The organism is Pseudomonas sp. G(2018) (assembly GCF_005502415.1).
GTDB lineage: Bacteria > Pseudomonadota > Gammaproteobacteria > Pseudomonadales > Pseudomonadaceae > Aquipseudomonas.
Genome location: NZ_SCOO01000020.1, coordinates 18,741 through 37,684, shown reverse-complemented (window position 1 = coordinate 37,684; position 18,944 = coordinate 18,741). Strand labels below are relative to the sequence as shown.

General features: G+C 62.2%; 20 protein-coding genes. 10 read left to right on the top strand and 10 right to left on the bottom strand.

The features are described 5' to 3' along the window. Positions 1 to 128: 128 nt before the first annotated feature. Entirely contained in the window at positions 129 to 1,256 is a 1,128-nt protein-coding gene (gene zapE / locus FFS64_RS18950) for a cell division protein ZapE (protein ID WP_137806675.1), read from the bottom strand. 315 nt (positions 1,257 to 1,571) lie between these two features. Here zapE and FFS64_RS18945 point away from each other — a divergent pair, with 315 nt between their 5' ends. The 7 genes from FFS64_RS18945 (at position 1,572) to FFS64_RS18915 (ending at position 8,038) form a co-directional block, all read left to right on the top strand. Further along, complete coding sequence (locus FFS64_RS18945) at positions 1,572 to 2,066, top strand: spore coat U domain-containing protein (RefSeq protein ID WP_137806718.1); 495 nt, start codon at positions 1,572 to 1,574, stop codon at positions 2,064 to 2,066. Between the two features lie 92 nt (positions 2,067 to 2,158). After that, positions 2,159 to 2,689, top strand: a complete 531-nt coding sequence (locus tag FFS64_RS18940; RefSeq protein WP_137806717.1) for a spore coat U domain-containing protein — start codon at positions 2,159 to 2,161, stop codon at positions 2,687 to 2,689. Between the two features lie 20 nt (positions 2,690 to 2,709). After that, positions 2,710 to 3,246: a spore coat U domain-containing protein gene (locus FFS64_RS18935; RefSeq protein ID WP_137806674.1), complete on the top strand. Its 537-nt coding sequence runs from the start codon at positions 2,710 to 2,712 to the stop codon at positions 3,244 to 3,246. A 4-nt stretch (positions 3,247 to 3,250) separates the two neighbouring features. Beyond that, positions 3,251 to 3,751: a spore coat U domain-containing protein gene (locus tag FFS64_RS18930; RefSeq protein ID WP_137806673.1), complete on the top strand. Its 501-nt coding sequence runs from the start codon at positions 3,251 to 3,253 to the stop codon at positions 3,749 to 3,751. 44 nt (positions 3,752 to 3,795) lie between these two features. Then, positions 3,796 to 4,584, top strand: a complete 789-nt coding sequence (locus tag FFS64_RS18925; protein WP_137806672.1) for a molecular chaperone — start codon at positions 3,796 to 3,798, stop codon at positions 4,582 to 4,584. 137 nt (positions 4,585 to 4,721) lie between these two features. Continuing rightward, positions 4,722 to 7,079, top strand: coding sequence for a fimbria/pilus outer membrane usher protein (locus FFS64_RS18920; RefSeq protein WP_137806671.1), 2,358 nt, complete (start codon positions 4,722 to 4,724; stop codon positions 7,077 to 7,079). Further along, positions 7,076 to 8,038: a spore coat U domain-containing protein gene (locus FFS64_RS18915; protein WP_137806670.1), complete on the top strand. Its 963-nt coding sequence runs from the start codon at positions 7,076 to 7,078 to the stop codon at positions 8,036 to 8,038. Before FFS64_RS18920 ends, FFS64_RS18915 begins: the two co-directional genes overlap by 4 nt. 83 nt (positions 8,039 to 8,121) lie before the next feature. On the opposite strand, the gene FFS64_RS18910 is transcribed toward FFS64_RS18915, so the two are convergent. Genes FFS64_RS18910 through FFS64_RS18880 form a run of 7 tightly spaced genes read right to left on the bottom strand, consistent with a single transcriptional unit; the run spans position 8,122 to position 14,692 of the window. After that, positions 8,122 to 9,168 (bottom strand): ABC transporter substrate-binding protein, encoded by a 1,047-nt coding sequence (locus FFS64_RS18910; RefSeq protein WP_137806669.1) that lies wholly within the window; start codon positions 9,166 to 9,168, stop codon positions 8,122 to 8,124. An 18-nt stretch (positions 9,169 to 9,186) separates the two neighbouring features. Beyond that, a complete protein-coding gene (locus tag FFS64_RS18905; RefSeq protein WP_137806668.1) occupies positions 9,187 to 10,302 on the bottom strand; it encodes an FAD-binding oxidoreductase in 1,116 nt (371 codons plus the stop codon). Next, complete coding sequence (locus FFS64_RS18900; RefSeq protein WP_137806667.1) at positions 10,299 to 11,654, bottom strand: FAD/NAD(P)-binding oxidoreductase; 1,356 nt, start codon at positions 11,652 to 11,654, stop codon at positions 10,299 to 10,301. Before FFS64_RS18900 ends, FFS64_RS18905 begins: the two co-directional genes overlap by 4 nt. 47 nt (positions 11,655 to 11,701) lie before the next feature. After that, positions 11,702 to 11,992 (bottom strand): (2Fe-2S)-binding protein, encoded by a 291-nt coding sequence (locus FFS64_RS18895; RefSeq protein WP_137806666.1) that lies wholly within the window; start codon positions 11,990 to 11,992, stop codon positions 11,702 to 11,704. 7 nt (positions 11,993 to 11,999) lie between these two features. Next, positions 12,000 to 12,794, bottom strand: coding sequence for an ABC transporter permease (locus tag FFS64_RS18890; RefSeq protein ID WP_137806665.1), 795 nt, complete (start codon positions 12,792 to 12,794; stop codon positions 12,000 to 12,002). A gap of 6 nt (positions 12,795 to 12,800) precedes the next feature. Continuing rightward, on the bottom strand, positions 12,801 to 13,670 hold the full coding sequence (locus FFS64_RS18885) for an ABC transporter permease (RefSeq protein WP_137806664.1): 870 nt from the start codon (positions 13,668 to 13,670) through the stop codon (positions 12,801 to 12,803). After that, the gene (locus tag FFS64_RS18880) at positions 13,667 to 14,692 is read right to left on the bottom strand and encodes an ABC transporter ATP-binding protein (RefSeq protein ID WP_137806663.1); all 1,026 of its coding nucleotides are present in this window, start codon (positions 14,690 to 14,692) and stop codon (positions 13,667 to 13,669) included. Before FFS64_RS18880 ends, FFS64_RS18885 begins: the two co-directional genes overlap by 4 nt. A gap of 246 nt (positions 14,693 to 14,938) precedes the next feature. Here FFS64_RS18880 and FFS64_RS18875 point away from each other — a divergent pair, with 246 nt between their 5' ends. Then, entirely contained in the window at positions 14,939 to 15,775 is an 837-nt protein-coding gene (locus FFS64_RS18875) for an IclR family transcriptional regulator (protein WP_137806662.1), read from the top strand. A gap of 41 nt (positions 15,776 to 15,816) precedes the next feature. On the opposite strand, the gene FFS64_RS18870 is transcribed toward FFS64_RS18875, so the two are convergent. Together FFS64_RS18870 and FFS64_RS18865 are read right to left on the bottom strand one after the other, a co-directional pair. Beyond that, complete coding sequence (locus tag FFS64_RS18870) at positions 15,817 to 16,569, bottom strand: anti-sigma factor (RefSeq protein WP_137806661.1); 753 nt, start codon at positions 16,567 to 16,569, stop codon at positions 15,817 to 15,819. Further along, a complete protein-coding gene (locus tag FFS64_RS18865) occupies positions 16,566 to 17,072 on the bottom strand; it encodes a sigma-70 family RNA polymerase sigma factor (RefSeq protein ID WP_137806660.1) in 507 nt (168 codons plus the stop codon). Before FFS64_RS18865 ends, FFS64_RS18870 begins: the two co-directional genes overlap by 4 nt. A gap of 159 nt (positions 17,073 to 17,231) precedes the next feature. Between FFS64_RS18865 and FFS64_RS18860 the strand changes: the two genes are divergently transcribed. After that, the gene (locus FFS64_RS18860) at positions 17,232 to 18,317 is read left to right on the top strand and encodes a catalase family peroxidase (RefSeq protein ID WP_137806659.1); all 1,086 of its coding nucleotides are present in this window, start codon (positions 17,232 to 17,234) and stop codon (positions 18,315 to 18,317) included. Continuing rightward, on the top strand, positions 18,314 to 18,859 hold the full coding sequence (locus FFS64_RS18855; RefSeq protein WP_137806658.1) for a cytochrome b: 546 nt from the start codon (positions 18,314 to 18,316) through the stop codon (positions 18,857 to 18,859). Before FFS64_RS18860 ends, FFS64_RS18855 begins: the two co-directional genes overlap by 4 nt. Positions 18,860 to 18,944: the final 85 nt, after the last annotated feature.

Genomic DNA, 18,944 nt, shown 5'->3' with positions numbered 1-18,944 from the left:
TCGGTCGAATGAATGGGCGGCATGATAGCGGGAAAGCTTCGGTGTCAGTCAGGCCGCCTTCGCGAGCAGGCTCGCTCCCACAGTTGACTGCGTTCAAATGGGGGAGCGGGTTTGCTCGCAAAGGCGGCTTAAGGTTCGCGAGTTTCCATCAGTTGCCCCAACCGACTGCGTGTACGCGCCAGGTCGATGGCATCGCCGCCCAGGCTTTCACGCAACGAGCGCTGGCCGAGCAGTATCAAGTGCTTGTCCTGATCGTACAAAACGTCCACCAGATTGATGAAGCGCTGCTGGGCGGCAATCGAACAGTCGGCCAGGCTGGGCAGTTCATCGATGATCCAGTGGTCGAAGCGCCGGCACAGTTCCAGGTAGTCCATGACCGCCGTGGGGTGGTCGCACAGATCGCCGAATGTGAAGCCAATGGTGCGGCCTTCGCAGTATCGGGCAGGCAGATGGCGGGAGCCGACCGGCAGAGCAATGGCCGGCGTATCGGCGGGCGGCAGGTTCGAGGCCTGACGTTGTGCCTGCGTGGCGGGCCAGACATATCGTCCCTGGGTAAACAGTTGTTGCGCGTGGGTTCTGGCCTGGCTGCGATAGTCGTGCGGCCCACCGACTTCCATCACCTGCATGCGCGCGTTGATCAGATCGATCACCGGCTTGAAACGCGCGTGGTACAGCGGGTTGGGTAACAGGCCTTCCGGCGGATAGTTGGAGGTGACCAGCAGCAGGATGCCACGGCGGAACAACGCCTTGAACAACCGCGTGATCAGCATCGCATCGCCGATGTCGTGGACGTGGAATTCGTCGAAGCACAGCACCCGGCAATCGCGCAGCAACTCATCAAGCGTGGTCGCCAGTGCATCCGGCTGATCGCGATGGCGGAACATCCCTTGGTGCAGGCGGGCAAAAAATTCGTGGAAGTGCAGGCGCTGTTTTTCCGCAAGGGGGACAGCCTGGAAAAAACCGTCGAGCAGCCAGCTCTTGCCGCGACCTACCGCACCATGCAGATAAAGCCCCGGCAGGTTTTTTGCCGCGGCACCCAGCAGTGTCGTGGCGTGCTGCGCCATGCACTCGATCACGCGTTGCTGGCTATGGCTGAGGGTGTAGCCCTGGGAGTGGGCCTTGTGGTGAAAGTAGTCGTGGATGACCCGACCGCTTGCAACACCCTTGGCCGGTTCGGTAGAGGCCTTGCCGAAGAGGCGGCGCAGCGATGGCCAGCGCGGTGTAAGTCGCGAACGGTTGGGCGGTCGAGCGGCCACTGTGATGTCACCCCGTTTTCTTCAGGCAGGCTGCTTGAGCCGCGGCGGCATAGTGTACCCAGAGAGGGTAATTTGCTTCCAGTTGTGTCGATGAATAAAAGGCGTTGTTATACAGAATACTGCTGTATGTACAACTTATTTCGCGTTGCTTAAGACATTTCTGTCACTGTGGCGCTACGAAGCATGTGTTTTTACGGGATCCAATTTCATTCTGTGACTGGCGATATTTTGATGTCTTGCTAATCTTTTTTTTTCAGGACACCCCTCAAAAGGAATGGGGCCGTGAATGAACGTGTGGTGTTGGCAGTCTTGGGCATGGGGCTCAGTGCGATAGCGTCGGCCGCCGAATTCCTGGTGGAGGTGCGGCTCGATGTGCAACGTGGCTGTCAATTGGTCGGGCAACAACGCAGTGCGGGCGTCGAGCAACTGGGCGTGCTGGATTTCGGCAATACCGCGCGGCTGGATAGCCTCGGCGGGCCGCTGGGTGCTGCGCTGATGAATGAGCGCCTGCCACGGCTCGAATGCAACCCCGACACCCCTTATCAATTACGCGTCGATGGCGGCCTGCATGGTGGCGTCGGCGACGTGCGTTACATGGCGGGCAACGCCGAACACAGCAAATCCATCCCTTATCGACTCTATCAGGATCCGGCGCGGCGTATCCCGCTGGCGGTCGATGTGCCGGTGAGCGGTCGCGTTCCGGACAGCGGCTCGGTGGATTTACCGTTGTATGCCCGCATCGAACCGTTGGCAGAGATTGCCCGGGCCGGTCGCTATTCGGATCTGGTGAAAGTGACGCTCAGCTGGTAGCAGCAAGCAACCTGGCGGATCCGGGTTGTGCAGGGAAGGCGTTCGCAAACGAACGACCGTGTATTTAATCCTGAGGGATTGGGATGAGTGTGATGACAAAGTTCTGCAAGGTTTTCGCCATGGGCGCGCTGGTGTTGTTGGCCGGGATCGCACAAGCGGCAGTCAGCGGGCAGATCCAGGCGCGGCTGACCCTTCTCGCCGGTTGCGAAGTGACTAACGCCGGCGACCCCGACAGCCTGGTCAGCGAGTTCGGCACGCTGGATTTCGGCCGGCAAGGGCCGACCTGGAGCAGGCCGATCAAGGCCAGCCTAGGCGAAGTAGCCAGCGGCAAGCTGAACGTGGCCTGCAACCCGGCGGTTACCGGTTTCACCGTGACCATCGATGGCGGCACCCATGGCGATGGCACCACACGGCGCCTGAGCAACGGCAGTCAGACCATCCCTTATCAATTGTTCCTGGATGCATCCGGCAACCAGCGCTACAGCATCGGCCAACAACACAATTTCGCTGTCACCAGCGGGGCGCAGATACCAATTCCGGTATTCGGCTCGATGGTGGCGAACACCCGCGTGTTACTGGCCGGTGTCTATACCGACACCCTGACGGTGACGCTCGACTGGTAACCCCGTAGAGGAAGGACACCATGCGTACGTTTGCATCAGGGATAGGTTTGTCATTGCTGGGACTGACGCTTGTGTTCGGCGCCCAGGCAGCCACCACGGTCACCGGCCAGATCACCTCCAGCCTGATCCTGACCAGCAGTTGCCAGGTCAACGGTAGCGGTGGCTCCACCAATCTGAACTTCGGTGCGTTGAACTTCGGCACCACCGACAGCCTGTTCACCACGGCCAGTGGGCAGGTGCTGGGTGGCGGCGGCGGGGCGCTATCGATTCTGTGCTCCAGCGGCACCACGCCGACGGTCAAGGTACGTGCCGGGGCTCACGACGGGCAATCGGCGGGCGGTACCCGGGCACTCTACGACGGTGTCGCCAACTATGTGCCGTATGACTTGTACACCGATGCCGGGCACTCGCAGCTGCTGGCGATTGACGACGTGATCAATCTTGCCGCCAGCACTGGCGTGGCGCAGACCGTAAACATCTACGGTCAGGCGGTGGGTAAGGCCGGGCTGCCGGCGGGCACCTACACCGACACCATTTCCGTCGAACTGACGTTTTAGTGTCATGGGTCGACATGGCTGTACGGCGATGCTGCTGCTCTGTGCGGGCAGTGTGCCGTTGCCGCTGGCGGCGGTGACCAGCCAGAGCTTCCAGGTCAGCGCCACGATCACCCCCGGTTGCCTGGTGGTCGGCGGTGTTTCCAATTACGGCAGCCTGAATTTCGGCAGTCGCCCGGCACTGGCCACCGGCACGGTCCAGGTGGCGCTGACCGCAGGCGTGCAGTTGCAATGCACGCCGGGCGTGACCCTGAACATGAGCGTCGATGGCGGGCAATACAACAGTGGTGGGCGGCACATGCAGCTCACCACTGGCAGCAATCGGGTGGCGTATCAGCTGTTTCGCGATGCGGCGTTCAGCCAGAGCCTGGGGATCGGCCAAAGTGTGGCGGTGGCCTATAGCGATGCGAACAACATCCACCTGCCGATTTACGGCCAGGTGCAGTTACCGGGCAATCAACCCGGGGGGACGTACAGCGATGTGCTGCAGGTGCAGCTGTCGTGGTAACGGGGCGATCGGATCAAGGCCTGTCAGACATAAGGGGCAAGCACATGTATTCACCTTCGCGGCGACCTTCGGTCGTGGGGCACATGCTGTCGGCATTGCTGTGGCTGGGGGCGGCCAAGGTGCAGGCGGCCAGTTCGGTGCTGATCTGGCCGATCGATCCGGTGCTGGAGGCCGACCAACAGGCCGGTGCCTTGTGGCTGGAAAATCGCGGCAGCGAGACCGCCAATTTGCAGATCCGCGTATTTGCCTGGAGCCAGAGCGGCTTCAGCGATCAATACCAGAACCAGCGCGACGTGATCGGCAGTCCGCCGGTGGCGAAGATAGAGCCCGGCCAGAAACAACTGGTGCGCCTGACCCGTACCCGGGACATCCCGCCGGGGCAAGAGCTGGCTTACCGGATCATCATCGATGAAATTCCCTCGGCGAACCCCCCTGTGGCAGACGACGGAAAAACCGCGGCGGCGATACGTTTTCAGATGCGCTATTCGGTGCCGTTGTTTGCCTATGGCGCCGGCCTGTGGAGTAAGGAAGACACCACCCGCCAGCGCGATCCGAAAGGCATTGGCCTGCCGGATCTGAGTTGGCGCACGGTGTCGGTGGACGGGCGCCCCTATGTCGAGGTGCGAAACCAGGGCGCGGTGCATGCGCGGCTGACCGATGTCTCGCTCAAACACGGCAGTCAGAGCAAACCGTTGGTGGAAGGACTGCTGGGGTATGTGTTGCCCGGCGCCATCATGCGCTGGCCCGCGCCGGCTCCGGTGGCTGGCGACCCGGCATTGCAGATGAGGGTCAATGGGGCGCCGCAGATCCAGAGTATCGCGCCGGCGCGCTGAGGTTTGAGCGCTTGCAGGGCCAGGCGTTTTTTGTGGCGAGGGAACAAGCTCCCTCGCCACAAAAGCTCCCTGCCTCAGTTCTTTTGTAGTAGGTGGTGTTACGGAGGACAAGGTCCATTGACGGACGTACAGCAGTAATGAGCCAAGGCAGGGCTCGCGGTGTGCAGCGTCCGTTGTGGGCCTTGGGCTATGTGTGTTGCCTGGTGGTCATGCATCCAGCGCAGGCGGGCGACTTGCCGCCTCCGCCCAGCGGCATGGAAGCTGTGACCGATGCGCAGTTGTTTCTGGAATTGGTGGTCAACCAGATGAATACAGGACGGGTCGTGGCGGTCGAGCAGCGCAACGGGCAGTTCTTCGTACCCACCCGCGCGTTGCGTGAAACCGGCATGAAACTGCCGGACAATCTCGGCGCCGAAGTCGGCCTCGACAGCTTGCCGGGCTTGCACAGCGAGTACGACAGCAATGCTCAGCGCCTGTTGCTGGATGTACCGCCTGATTGGCTGCCCGAGCAGTTTGTCGGTCGTCGCCAAGCCTACCCGCGCACCCCGGCCCTGAGCAGTTTCGGCGCCTTGCTCAACTATGACCTGTACCTCAACGATACCGATGACGGCGGCACCTACCTGGCCGCATGGAACGAAGTGCGGCTGTTCGACAGCTGGGGCACGCTGTCCAACACCGGCCAATATCGCCGTACCCTGTCCGGGGATGAGGTCAACACGCTGAACAATGGTTATCTGCGTTATGACACGACCTGGCGTTACTCCGATGACGATCGGCTGCTGACCTACGAGGCCGGCGATCTGGTCAGCGGCGCTTTACCCTGGAGCAGTTCGGTACGCCTGGGCGGGGTACAACTGTCGTGGGATTTCGGCGTGCGCCCGGATCTGGTGACTTACCCTTTGCCGCAGTTTGCCGGTGAAGCAGCGGTGCCGTCCTCGGTGGACCTGTTCATAAACGGCTACAAATCCAGCAGTGCCGATTTGCAGCCGGGCCCCTACACCTTGACCAATATTCCGTTCATCAACGGCGCCGGCGAGGCGGTGGTGGTGACTACCGACGCACTGGGTCGGCAGGTTTCCACCACGGTGCCGTTCTATGTCACCAGCAGTTTGCTGCAAAAAGGCCTGTCGGACTTTTCCGTGGCGGCCGGCACCTTGCGCCAGGACTACGGCTTGCGTGATTTCAGCTATGGCTCGGGTGCCACCTCCGGCAGCCTGCGTTATGGCCTGAGCGATAACTTTACCCTGGAAAGCCACGCCGAAGCCTCGGACGCGCTGACTCTCGGTGGCCTCGGCGCAAATGTACGCCTGGGCAACTTCGGGGTACTCAACAGCGCTATCAGCGAAAGCCGTTTCGACGGTGAAAGCGGTCAGCAACTGAGCCTCGGTTATCAATACAGCAGCCAGCGCTACAGCTTCTCCTGGCAGCGCCTGCAACGGCGTGATCAATACGCCGACCTGACGCTGGTCGACAGTCCGTACACCACCCTCAGCAAGCGCAGTGAACAGGCGACCCTGAGCCTCAACCTCAACAGCTGGGGCAGCCTCGGCGCCGGGTATTTCGACGTGCGCGCAGCGGACGACTCACGTACTCGCTTGCTCAACCTGACATGGAGCAAACCCTTGTGGCGCAACAGCAGTTTTTACCTGTCGGCCAACCGCGAGATCGGTGACAGCAACTGGGCAGTGCAGGCACAACTGATCATTCCGTTCGACCTGCGCGGCAGCCTGGCCATCAGCAGCGAGCGCAGCAAGACCGGGCAGAATCAGCAGCGGGTCAATTACAGCCGCGCCGTACCGACAGAGGGCGGGGTGGGATTCAATCTCGGTTACGCCAAGGGAGACGGTCCGGATTACCGGCAGGCCGACTTGACCTGGCGTCTGCAGTCGGTGCAATTGCAGGCCGGGGTTTACGGCACCAGCGATGCCGAAACCCGCTGGGCCGATGCCAGTGGGTCGCTGGTGTGGATGGATCGCCAGGTGTTCGCCGCCAATCGCATCGACGATGCCTTTGTTGTGGTCAGCACCGGTGGCTATGCCGATGTTCCCGTGCGCTACGAAAACCAGCAGGTCGGCCAGACCGATCGCAATGGGCACTTGCTGGTGCCCTGGAGCAGCGCCTACTACCGTGGCAAATACGAAATCGATCCGCTGAACCTGCCGGCCAACGTACGCAGCCCGAATGTCGAACAACGCATCGCGGTACGTCGTGGCAGTGGTTATCTGCTGGAGTTTCCGTTGAGCCGGGTGGTCGCCGCGAGCATTGTGCTGGTGGATGCGCAGCAGCGGGAATTGCCCTTGGGCAGTGGCGTGGCGCACGAACAGAGCGGCACGCAAACCGTGGTGGGCTGGGACGGGCTGGTGTACCTGGAAAACCTGCAACAGCAGAACGATCTGCAGGTGACCCTGGCCAGTGGCAAAGCCTGTCATGTGCAGTTCGCCGTCGATATCAATCAGGACCAGATCCCGCTGATCGGGCCGTTGGTGTGCCGATGAAGTGGTTGATGCTGCTGGTGCTCTGGCTGCCGGGGCAGGCGTTGGCTTTGTGTTCGGTGGTCAGCACCACGCCAGCAGCCTTCGGCTCGCTGAGTTCGATTGCCGTGCGCACCACATCGCAACCCAGTTCCACGCTCAACGGCGGCTTGAGCTGCACCGGCTCACTGCTGTCATTGCTGACCAGCAACGATCACTTCTGGGCTACCGTCACGTCGACCCAGAGCGGTTTGCTCGGGCCGACCGGCGATGTCATCGGCTACACGATCTACGCCAACAACAGCACCAGTTACCCACTGACCCGCGGCACCGCCTACGACTTCGCCCGCAACGGCATCATCGATGCGCTTGGCTTGCTCAACGGTACGGTACCGAAAACCGTGCCGTTGTATTTCGGCACCACGATCGGCAGCAATGTCGCGGCCGGGGTTTATAGCGAAACCCTGAGTATTTTCTGGAGCTGGAATTACTGCTCGGGCATCGGTATTGGCAACGTTTGCCTGGGGCGCGATATCAACAGCGGCACGACCACGCTGACGGTGAACCTGACGGTGGCCAACGACTGCACCATCACCGCGCCGAACATTGCGTTCGGTAGTGCCCCGGTGGTCAGCGCCTTTACCCCGGTTACCGGACAGACCATCAACCTGGCCTGCACCAAGGGCAGTGCTTATACCGTGGGCCTTGACGATGGGCAGAATGCGCAGAGTGTCGGTGGGCAGCGGCGGATGATTTCCGGCGGTAATTATCTGGCCTATGACATTTTCAAAAGTGCCGACACGACCCGTTGGGGCAATGTCGGCAGTGCGCGTCGGGCGAGTTCGGATGCCGAGGTCAATCCAGGGAACGGGTTGGGCACGGGGAGTCAGATTTTTAATTACAACGCGAGGATTTATACCGATCAGGCGACGCCGCCGGCGGGGACATATCTGGATAGTGTGGTGCTGGATGTGGGGTTTTGATTTCAGGTGACCCGATTTTTCAGATGTCCACGAACCCTTGTGGGAGCGAGCAGGCTCGCTCCCACAAGGGGTGTATCAGTGGTCTACCGCTCGATACTGCGATTCCACCGCGCGTTCCACGCCGGCCGTTGTTCGTTGACTTGATCCCAATCCACCGCAATCGCGGTTTGCAGATACTGCTTCATCGCCTCGACCTGCCCGCGGGTGCGGTCGGTGGTCGGCGTGTTCGGGTTGGACGGAATCTGGTCGCCATCTTCAAGCGCAGCCGCTTGCGCTTCGGGCGTCAGCAGGAACGCCGCGAGTTTTTGCGCCAGTTCCGGCTGCGTGTTGTTGGCGATGGCGCATTCGGCGACGTTGAGTACCACGGCGCCTTCTTTCGGTTGGGCGTATTCCACCGGCATGCCCTTGAGCTTCAGCGCGGTGACCTGGGTCGGGGTCAGAGGAAACAGCGCCGCTTCGTCGGTCTGAAGCATTTCGGAGATCTTCGCCGAGCTTGGAATGTATTCCAGCACGTTACGCCCGACGCTGTTCGGCCAGGCCTTGAACCCCGGTTCGACATCGGTTTCGTTGCCGCCCTGAATCCGGTTGAACATCAGGAACCCATGCAGGCCGAAGGTGGAAGACGCCATCGACTGGAACACCAGTTTGTCCTTGAAGCGCGGGTCGGCCATGTCCATCCAAGAGGTCGGCGCGTTCCAGCCTTTCTCCTTGAACAAACGGGTGTTGTAGGCCAGGCCGGTGACGCCGAGGCTGACAGCCACCGCCTCATCCTTGATCCGCCCCTTGGCCGGGATCTGCGCCAGGGGCGGGCTGTCCTGGAGTTTGTCGCACAGGCCCATGGCAATGGCGCGGTACATGATGCCGTCGTCAAGGAACATCACGTGCATCTGCGGATTGCCCTTGCTGGCCTGGACCTTGGCCAAAATATCGGCGGAGGTGCCGGGCACGATCACCACTTTGACGTTGTTGGCCTTTTCGAATGCCGGCAGCACCTTGTCGGCGTACAGCCGTTCCATGGTCCCGCCGTTCATGCCCAGGTAAAGCGTCGGCTCGGCGTGGGCCTGGGTGATGGTGAGCAGGGCGCTCATGCAGGACAAACCGAGCAGTGCGTTGCGTTTGAGGTTTTTCATTGGCGCGACCTTCCTCTATCAAGCTACGGAGATGGAGTGAAACCGGGTGATGGAAAACGCATCCAGCGACGTCTTTGACGCGCCGCTACAGATGATCTCGGTGAGCGCCTGGCCCACCGCCGGGCCGATCTGGAAACCGGCGCCGGCAAAGCCGAACGCATGCAACAGACCAGGCTGGGTACGGCTGTGCCCGATCACCGGTTGGCGATCGGGCAGATAACCTTCGGTGCCGCTCCAGGTGCGAATCGCCTGGGCGCCTTCCAGAAACGGGTAGAGCTCGACCGCCTGACGCAGGATTTCCAGCACCGCGCCTTGACCGGGACGGGCGCGTGCGTCGTCGAGGGCAAAGCCCTGGCCGCCGCCCAGCACGCAATTGCCGCGTGCGACCTGGCGTGCATAGATGCCGCCGCCTTCGACGCCGGTGCTGGCATCCATCACCAGCGGCAACGGCTCGGTGACCAGCATCGCCGGGTGTCCGGAGTGCATCGGCACCGGCTCGCCGAATTGCGCGGCCAGGCTGCCGGCCCAGGCTCCGGCGCAGTTCAACAGCCAGGGCGCGTGTAACTCCAGACCTGTCTGGGTGCGCACGCGAAAGCGCTGGCCGTCGTGTTCCACGGCCGTGACCGCGCATTGCTCATGCACCTGCACGCCGTGGCGCCGCGCCGCCCGGGCGAAGGCCGGGGATACCAGCCGCGGGTTGGCGTGACCATCATCCGGGCAATACGAAGCGCCCACGGCCACCTCACCGACCCATGGGAAACGCCGACGCAGTTCGGCACGATCGAGTACCTGCAAATCGAGACCGAAGCCCAGGCTGCTGGTGGCGTAGTCTTGCAAGGCTCGCAAATCGTCGGGACTGCGGGCGAGTTTCAGGTGGCCGCTGCGTTGGTACTCGCCGTCGATGCCGATCAACTGCGGCAGTTGCGCCCAGATGGCGTGGGAGCGTTGCGACAGTGGCAGTTGCGACAGCGGACGACCCTGGCGACGCACGCCGCCATAGTTCACGCCGCTGGAGTGAGAACCGCAAAAATCCCGCTCCAGCAGCGCCACGCGGCGTCCGGCCTTGCCGAGAAACAGCGCCGCCGAAGCACCGACGATGCCACCGCCGATGATCACTGCGTCGACTTCGATCATGCTTCGATCTCCAGGCCAAAGGGCAGCGGTTTGATCGGTGCCTGGGCCCGCAGCCGGCCGATCTCGGACACGGCGCGCTGGCTATGGCAGGCAATGATTTCCGCCGCGGCCGCGCCACACATCCGCCCCTGGCAACGACCCATGCCGATCCGGCAATGAGCCTTGACCCGATTGATTTCCCAATGGCCCTCGCGCACGACCTCACGAATGTCGCCGGCACGGACTTCTTCGCAACGGCAGACCATGACGTCATCGGCGATGCCAGCCGCCCAGTCTTCGGGGAAGACAAAAGCGCGTTCCAGACCCTGGCGAAAATCGCCGATGCGTTCGAGGGCTTGTTCCAGGTGAGCGGCGCGTCGCGGCGCGATCAGGTAACCGATGTCTTCGAGCACCGCCAACGCGGCGCGCTCGCCAGCCATTTCCGCGGCGTCGGCGCCCATGATTCCGGCGCCGTCACCGGCCAGGTACACCTCGGCAACACTGCTGCGCCCGGCGGCGTCGCGTTGTGGCAGCCAGGCACGGTTGAGGGGGTTCCAGGCGAATTCACAACCGAGCAGGTCGGCGAGTTGGGTTTCACTGCGCAGGCCATGGGCAAAGGCGACGGCATCGCAGTCCAGTTGATGTTCGCCTTTTGAATCGGACCAGATCAGCGCTTGTGCACGTTGTTCGCCCTCGACCCGTTTCAAGGTTGCGCCCTGATGCACCGGTATGCCGTGGGCAGTCAGCCAGCCTCGGTAATAGATGCCTTTGGCCAACGTGGCCGGTTGCGCCAACAGGCCGGGCAGGGCGCGGGCCTGGGCACCGAAGGGCGAGCTGTCGAGCACCGCAACCACCTTGGCGCCAGCCTTGGCATATTGATACGCGACCAGGTACAGCAACGGCCCGCTGCCGGCGAACACCACGCGCTCACCAATGGCGCAGCCCTGGAACTTCAAGGAGATCTGCGCCGCACCGAGGCTGTAGACCCCGGGCAATGTCCAGCCCGGAACCGGCAGAATCCGGTCGGTGGCGCCGGTGGCGACAATCACCCGGGAAAATTCCAGCCGCCCGGCGCAGCCATCCTGCAAGGTGTCGAGGGTGCCTTCCTCGGCGTTCCACACCAGGGTTTGTGGGCGGTAATCGAGCTGTTCGCCAATCTCATCGAGGGTTTGGTGCAGCGCCACGGCCTTGCGTGCTTCAAAGCCATACAGCTTGACCGGCGAACGCTTGAAGTTGTCCGGCTGGCGCCGATAAATCTGCCCGCCACCGCGCGCGGCTTCGTCCAGCAGCACCGGGCGAATGCCGTGGGTGACCAGGGTTTGTGCGGCACGAATACCCGCGGGGCCCGCGCCGATGATGACCACAGGCTTCATACCCGATCTCCCACAGGGGATTGGTTTTCTGCAGATGGAATGGGTGTTCATATCGATCGCCCCGGCTCGCGGTTGATGTGCTGTCCGGCTTCAAGCAAGGTCGAGCACGCACGCACCCGGCGACCATCGCCCAGCCGCACCCAACAGTCCTGGCAGGCGCCCATCAGGCAGAAACCGGCGCGGGGTTCGGCGCTGAAGTCGCTGCCGCGCAGGTGTTCGCTCACGGTCAGTACCGCCGTCAGCACGGTGTCGCCGAGCAGGCCGCTGGCCGGTTGGCCGTCGAGGGTAAAGTCCAGGGCCGGGCGGTCGCCTTCGGCCAGTCGTTTCAACAGAGCCATGGCGCCCTCATTGTTTGCCCACCAGAACCCGATCCAGGCCATAGACCCGATCGAGCAGAATCATGGTCAGCGCGGTCAGCGCGATGACCAGCGCCGACACCGCCGCCATCATCGGATCGATGGATTCGGTGGCGTAGACGTACATGCGCACCGGCAAGGTTTGAGTAGCCGGCGAGGTGACGAAGATCGACAGGGTGACTTCGTCGAAACTGTTGATGAACGCCAGCAACCACCCGCCGGCGACCCCCGGCAGAATCATCGGCAAAGTGATCTGGCGGAACAGCGTGAAACGCCCGGCACCCAGGGATTGCGCGGCGTGTTCGGCGCTGCGGTCCAGGCCGATGGCCGAGGCCAGCACCAACCGCAGCACGTATGGGGTGATCACCAGCATATGGGCGAAGATCAGCCAGGCGAAGCTGCCGTTGACCCCCATCAGCGCAAACAAACGCAGCAACGCCACCCCCAGCACCAGGTGCGGAATGATGATCGGCGACAGAAACAGCCCGTTGAGAAAGTCCCGGCCGGGAAACTCGAAGCGGGTGATCGCCAGCGCCGCCGGCACCGCAATCAGCGTCGCCAGCGAGGCCGCACTGAACGCCAGGATCAGGCTGTTGTAGAACGCATCGACAAAGTCGGCGCGTTCGAACACAGCCCGGAACCAGCGCAGGGAAAACTCCGTGGTCGGCAGGCTCAGGGTGTTCTCCGGGGTGAAGGCCACCAGGCATACCACCACCAGCGGTGCGAGCATGAACAACACCACCAGGGTATGAAACAGCAGGGCGAAAGGACCGTTCCTGGACATGACGAATTATCCCAATGACTTCTTGTAGCGGCCTTCGATCATGCGATTCCACGACAGCATGATCAGCAGGTTGATGAGCAGCAGGGCCACGGCGATCGCCGCACCCATGGGCCAGTTGAGTTCCGACAGGTACTGGTCGTAGATCAGCGTGGCGACCATCTTCAGGCGACGCCCTCCGAGCAGGCCGGGAATGGCGAAGGAGCTGGCGGCGAGGCCGAACACGATCAAGGTGCCGGACAAGATGCCGGGCATGACTTGGGGCAACACCACTTTTCGAATCACCGTGAAGTGGCTGGCGCCCAGCGACAGCGCGGCATGTTCGGCAGCCGGGTCAAGTTTTTGCAGCGAGGTCCAGACCGGGATGATCATGAACGGCAGCATCACGTGAACCAGCGCAATCACCACCGCGAACGGCGTGTAGAGCAGCTTCATCGGCGAGCCGCCGAAGGCCTGCAGGGTCTGGTTGACCAGGCCGTCGGCGCCGAGCAGAAGACTCCAGCCGAAGGCGCGCACCACCACCGAAATCAGCAGCGGGGTGAGGATCAGGATCAGGAAAATCGAGCGCCACGGGGTGCCCATGCGGCTGAGGATGTAGGCCTCGGGCACACCGATCAGCACGCAAAGCAGAGTGGTCAGTGCGCTGATCCACAGGGTCCGCAGAAAGATCTCGTAGAAATACGGATCGCCCAACAGACTGCCGTAGTGGTCAACGGTGTAGGCGTCCCCGTTGATCCCCGAGCTGTAGTCGAAGACGTTGAACGACAGCACCAGGGTCAGCGCCAGCGGGATCACCAGCAACCCGAGGTACAAGGCCAGGGCCGGTGCCGACAACCAGTAACCCTGTCGCCCCTGGCGGATGGCGGCGAGGGTACTCATGCCGTCACCTCGTCGGCACTCAGCACCCGTAATAGTGCCGCGTCCCAATCCAGACCCACCGCCGTGCCTTCATTCAGCGGTGCCGAGCCGTCGTTGCGGCGCACCACGCACAGCTCGCCCAGGGGCGTCGACACGCCGTACAGCCATTGACTGCCGAGAAAGAAACGGGTGCTGACCTTGCCTTGCAGGCGACCTGAGCCCGCGTCGCGCAGATCGATTTTTTCCGGCCGCAGGCTCAGGGTCAGCTCGCCATCGCCACGGCTGCATACCTGAACCACGCCAGCGGTGTCGCGCTCGCCGGGCAGCAGATTGGCCTTGCCGACGAATCCGGAAATGAATTCGGTGCGCGGGTGTTCGTAGAGGGTGTAAGGGGCGTCGATCTGGGTGATGCGCCCGGCCTGCATCACCACCACCCGGTCGCTGATCGACAGCGCTTCGGACTGGTCGTGGGTGACCATCAGCGTGGTGATCCCGACTTCACGCTGGATGCGGCGGATTTCGAACTGCATCTCTTCGCGCAGGTTGGCGTCGAGGTTGGACAGTGGTTCATCGAGCAACAACACCGGCGGCTGGATCACCAGCGCCCGGGCCAGGGCAACACGCTGACGCTGGCCGCCGGAAAGCTCCCGTGGGTAACGCTCGGCGTGCTGGTGCAGGCGTACCAGTTTCAGCACTCGCTCGACTCGCTGCTGGAGCTCGGCATTTGGCACCTTGCGCATGCGCAGGCCGAAGGCGACGTTGTCCTTGACGGTCATGTGCGGGAACAGCGCGTAGCTCTGGAACACCACGCCCAGGCCACGGCTGGCGGGTTTGGCGTGGGTGATGTCGCGACCGTCGAGCACGATGCGCCCGCTGGTAACTTCGACGAAGCCGGCGATCATTTGCAGGGTGGTGGTCTTACCACATCCGGAGGGGCCGAGCAGGGAAACGAATTCGCCTTTCTCCACCGACAGGTCGGTGGCGACCACGGCGTCGATTTCACCGTAGCGTTTGCCGAGTTTTTCAAGTTGCACAAAAGCCATGACTGCGCCTCCACCTGAGATTGTTATGCGTCGCCCGAAGGCGCGCTTTTTTGTATGGGCAGATACGAAAGCGTGTTGCCGGGGTGCGTTGGCGCTCGACTTGAGTCGGCTGCCGTTGTTGTTCGAATCGCCCCTGTATGGACGCAGATTAGGACGAAGACTAGGATGGGCTCAATGGCCTATTTCACTGAATCGACCACTATTTTCAGTTTCATTCGGTGAGTAAATAAATTATCGAGAAAATACATGTCAGATTCCATTGAGCGGAATGAAAACAAAAATGAAGTCGGTGTGGGCGCCGTCTCAAGGCTGTTTGCGGTGTTACGGGCGCTGGGCGATACCGTCGAGGGCGGCGAGCGCGTGACGCAACTGGCGCAGCACATCGGCTTGTCGCAACCAACCACCCACCGCTTGCTGCGCAGCCTGATGGACGAGGGCATGGTCGAACAGGATGCGCGCAGCAAACGCTATCGGTTGAGCCTGGATTTTTTCGCCCTGGCGGCCCGCGCAGGCAACAGCGGCAACCTGCGCGAACTGGTGCGTCCGGCGTTGCTGCGGCTTTCGGCGTCACTGGGTGATTCGCTGTTCCTGCTGGCGCGCAGCGGTTTTGATGCGATTTGCCTGGACCGCAGTGAAGGGCCGTTCCCGATCCGCACCTTTACCGGTGATATCGGTGGACGAGTTGCACTGGGTGTGGGGCAGGGTAGCCTGGCAATTTTGGCGTTTCTGCCGGAGGAGGAACGCGACACGGTGATTCACTACAACTTGCCGCGGCTCAAGGATTTCCATCTGTACGACGAGGTATTCCTGCGTTCGGAAGTCGAGAACGTGCGCAAACTCGGTTATGCCGGACGCAACACCGGTGTGTTGCAGGGCATGGCCGGGGTGGCGGTGCCGATTCTAGATCGTGAGGGGCGCGCGGTGGCGGCGTTGAGCGTGGCGACGGTAAGCGATCGCCTGGGACCGGATCGCCTGCCGACGGTGGTGGACATGCTCAAGCGCGAAGCGGCGTTGATCGGGCCGAGGATCAATCCGTTTGATCCATTGTTGCGGCGGCCATCGCAGGTATTTGGGCAAGGTTGAACGCAATCGCTGTAGACACACTGAACCCTGTGGGATGGTGATCAGAATCGAGTGGTCTGCCTGAGCATTCGCGCCGCCGGCGCATCCGCCGGGCTGACCATCGCATAGTTGTAGCCACCCCCGGACCAATACTCGGCCTGCAACCCGCCATCACTGCGACTGCCCCTGGGCAACAGGAAATTCTTCGGTCCCGGCGGTCGCACGTAGAAGCTGATTTTGTGCCCGCCCTGATCCTCGTACACCACCATCGCCGCTGGACCTTGCTCGGTGCTGAGCAAGCGCCCGCTCACCGGTTTGAACCCGGCGCCGGCGAGGTCGGGCAAGCGATCGGCCTGGGTGAAATAACGATCGAGCCAACCCTGCATGTCGCCGTCATTCCCAGCCTTGTAATCCGCCGGCAACAGTCCCTGCTCGGCTATCAGACGGTAAGCCTGCATGGCGTCGGCCATCGGTTGCGCGGCGCTGAGTAGGGTCATTTCCCGAGCCTTCCAGCCGCTGAACCCGCCGACGCTGACGGCGATCAGCAACACGGCGGCGCTGGCCAGGTGGCGTCTGGACCGGCGCTTCATGCGCTGGCGGATTTGCGCCGGATCGAGGTCCGGGTTGGCCGGTTGCTGCAAGGCACCGCTCAGGGCCGCCCGCAGTTGTTGGGCGTCCTGCTGCCAGGCGCGTACTTGTGCGCAAATCTGCGGGTTGCTGGCGAGAAACGTCTCCACCCGATGTCGGTCGTCGTCGCTGAGCTGGTGGTCGACGTAAGCGTGCAGGTCGCGTTCGCTGGGGGGCATGCTGATCATTTGAGTCTCCGCAGGGCAGGGCGGGTGATTTCACCATCGCTGAGTTGGCGCAGGGCCTGACGGGCCCGGGACAGGCGGGACATCACGGTGCCGGTGGGTACGTCGAGAATCTCGGCGACCTCTTTGTAACTCAGGCCTTCCACCGACACCCACAGCAGCAGCGCGCGCTGTTCGGTGGGCAGTTGATCGAAGGCGTTGAGGGTCGATTGGGCGATCACGCTGCGCTCTACCGAAGGTTGCGCATCGTCGCGCCCGGTAAAGAATTCGAGCATTCGCGCATAGCGCCGGGAGCGGCGGTGAGCGTCGAGAAACTGTCGATACAGAATCGCGAACAGCCAGGCGCGCAAGTCACCGTCGGCTCGTTTGTCGCCCCAGCTTGATAGCGCACGCTCAAGGCACGACTGCACCAGATCGTCGGCGCTGCTTGAGTTGCGCGTGAGCGAAACGGCAAAGCGACGCAATCTGGGAATGATTTCTCGCAGTTGTTCGTCGATATCGTTCATGAAATTCTGGCTAGTCACTACGCTTGTGGACTAGGAAGACGCCCGGCATTCGAGGTTATTCCACGCCCGAAAAAATAAATACCGGGCGATGGAATAAACCACCGTGGGGTTCGTCTGCTTGATTCTTCTCACTTGTGGCCGATGGCCCTGGAGTCTTTCATGGTAGATCGATCATCACCGCCATCCCGACCGCCCTTGAGTGCCGCGAGCCTGACGTTGCGTCTGGCCGGCATTGCCGTGGTCGTTGCCGCCATGGCCGGGGCGTTTGCCTACGTCAACGGCACCTTTGACCCACAGCGCTTGACCCCGAAAAAACTGATCAATGTGCTGGAAACCAACAACGGCGTGCACCCTGGATTCCGCCGCAATCACGCCAAGGGCGTCTGTGTGATTGGCCATTTCGAGAGCAGTGGCGAGGCGCGCAGTTATTCCACCGCACAGGTCTTCAACGAGGCGCGCACGCCAGTGGTCGGCCGATTGGCTTTGCCGCCAGGCAATCCCTATGCACCGGATAGCGCCATTCCGATCCGCAGCATGGCGCTGCGCTTCACCCAGGCCAACGGCCAACAGTGGCGGACCGGAATGAACAGCATGCCGGTGTTCCCGGTGGGCACACCCGAGGCGTTCTATCAGTTGCAGCAGGCTCAGTCGCCGCTGCCTTCGACCGGCAAACCGGACCCGGCAGCGGTGCCGGCATTTTTCGGTTCACACCCGGAAGCCGGGCCATTCCTGGCCTGGGTCAAAACCGCGAAACCCTCGGCCAGTTACGTGACGGAAACCTATAACAGCGTCAACGCGTTTTACCTGGTCAACGCCGCCGGGCAAAAGCAGGCCGTGCGCTGGAACATGGTGCCGCAGGCGGTGGATGCGCCGGGGGCGACCGCGCCAGAGGGTAGTGATTTTCTCGAGAAAGACCTGGTGCAACGCATCGCAGCCGGCCCGTTGCGTTGGCAGCTGATGATCACCCTGGCCAATCCCGGCGATCCGGTCAACGACGCCAGCAAGGCCTGGCCTGAAGGGCGCAAGGTACTGAACGCCGGCACTCTGGTGCTGGAGAGTGTGCAGCCGCAACTCAGCGGAGAGTGCCGCGACATCAACTATGACCCGCTGGTGTTGCCGGCCGGTATCGAGGGTTCCGACGATCCGTTGCTCGCCGCGCGCTCAGCCGCCTACGCCACTTCTTACCTGCGTCGCACCAGTGAAGTCAGTCAATTGCCCGCCGCCAAACAGGAGGCCCAGCAATGAGCACTCAACCCAATCATTTCGCTCCCTTGGCGCGCCTGCTGCACTGGCTGATGGCGCTGATGATCATCGCCATGCTGTTTATCGGCGCGGGCATGGTCGCCTCGGTCTCCGAACGCCATGAGTGGCTGATCAGCCTGCACAAGCCCTTGGGGGTGGCGATTCTGTTGCTGGTGATCGTGCGGCTGGCCGTGCGTTTCTCTACCCGACAACCGCCGTTGCCTGCCGACCTGCCAGGTTGGCAAGCGCTCGCGGCCAAGGCCTCCCATATGTTGCTGTACGCCTTGATGCTGATTCTGCCGTTGCTGGGTTGGGCGATGATTTCGGCGTCCGGTGAACCGGTGATGCTCAGCAGTTCGTTGCAGTTGCCATCAATCGTGCCGGCGAACGCGCAGGTGTTCGCGTTCCTGCGCAAGGCCCATGGGTATCTGGCGTATTTGCTGTTTTTGACGGTGTTGCTGCATTTGGCGGCGGCGCTGTTCCATGGCTGGATACGCCGTGATGATGTGCTGGACAGCATGTTGCGGGGTAAGGATCGCGGTTGATTTTGTGATGCGGGAGCACTGATAGCACCTGTGTACCTGTCAACTTTGACAGTATCGCTTCCCTGAAAATGCACGTTCAATGCTT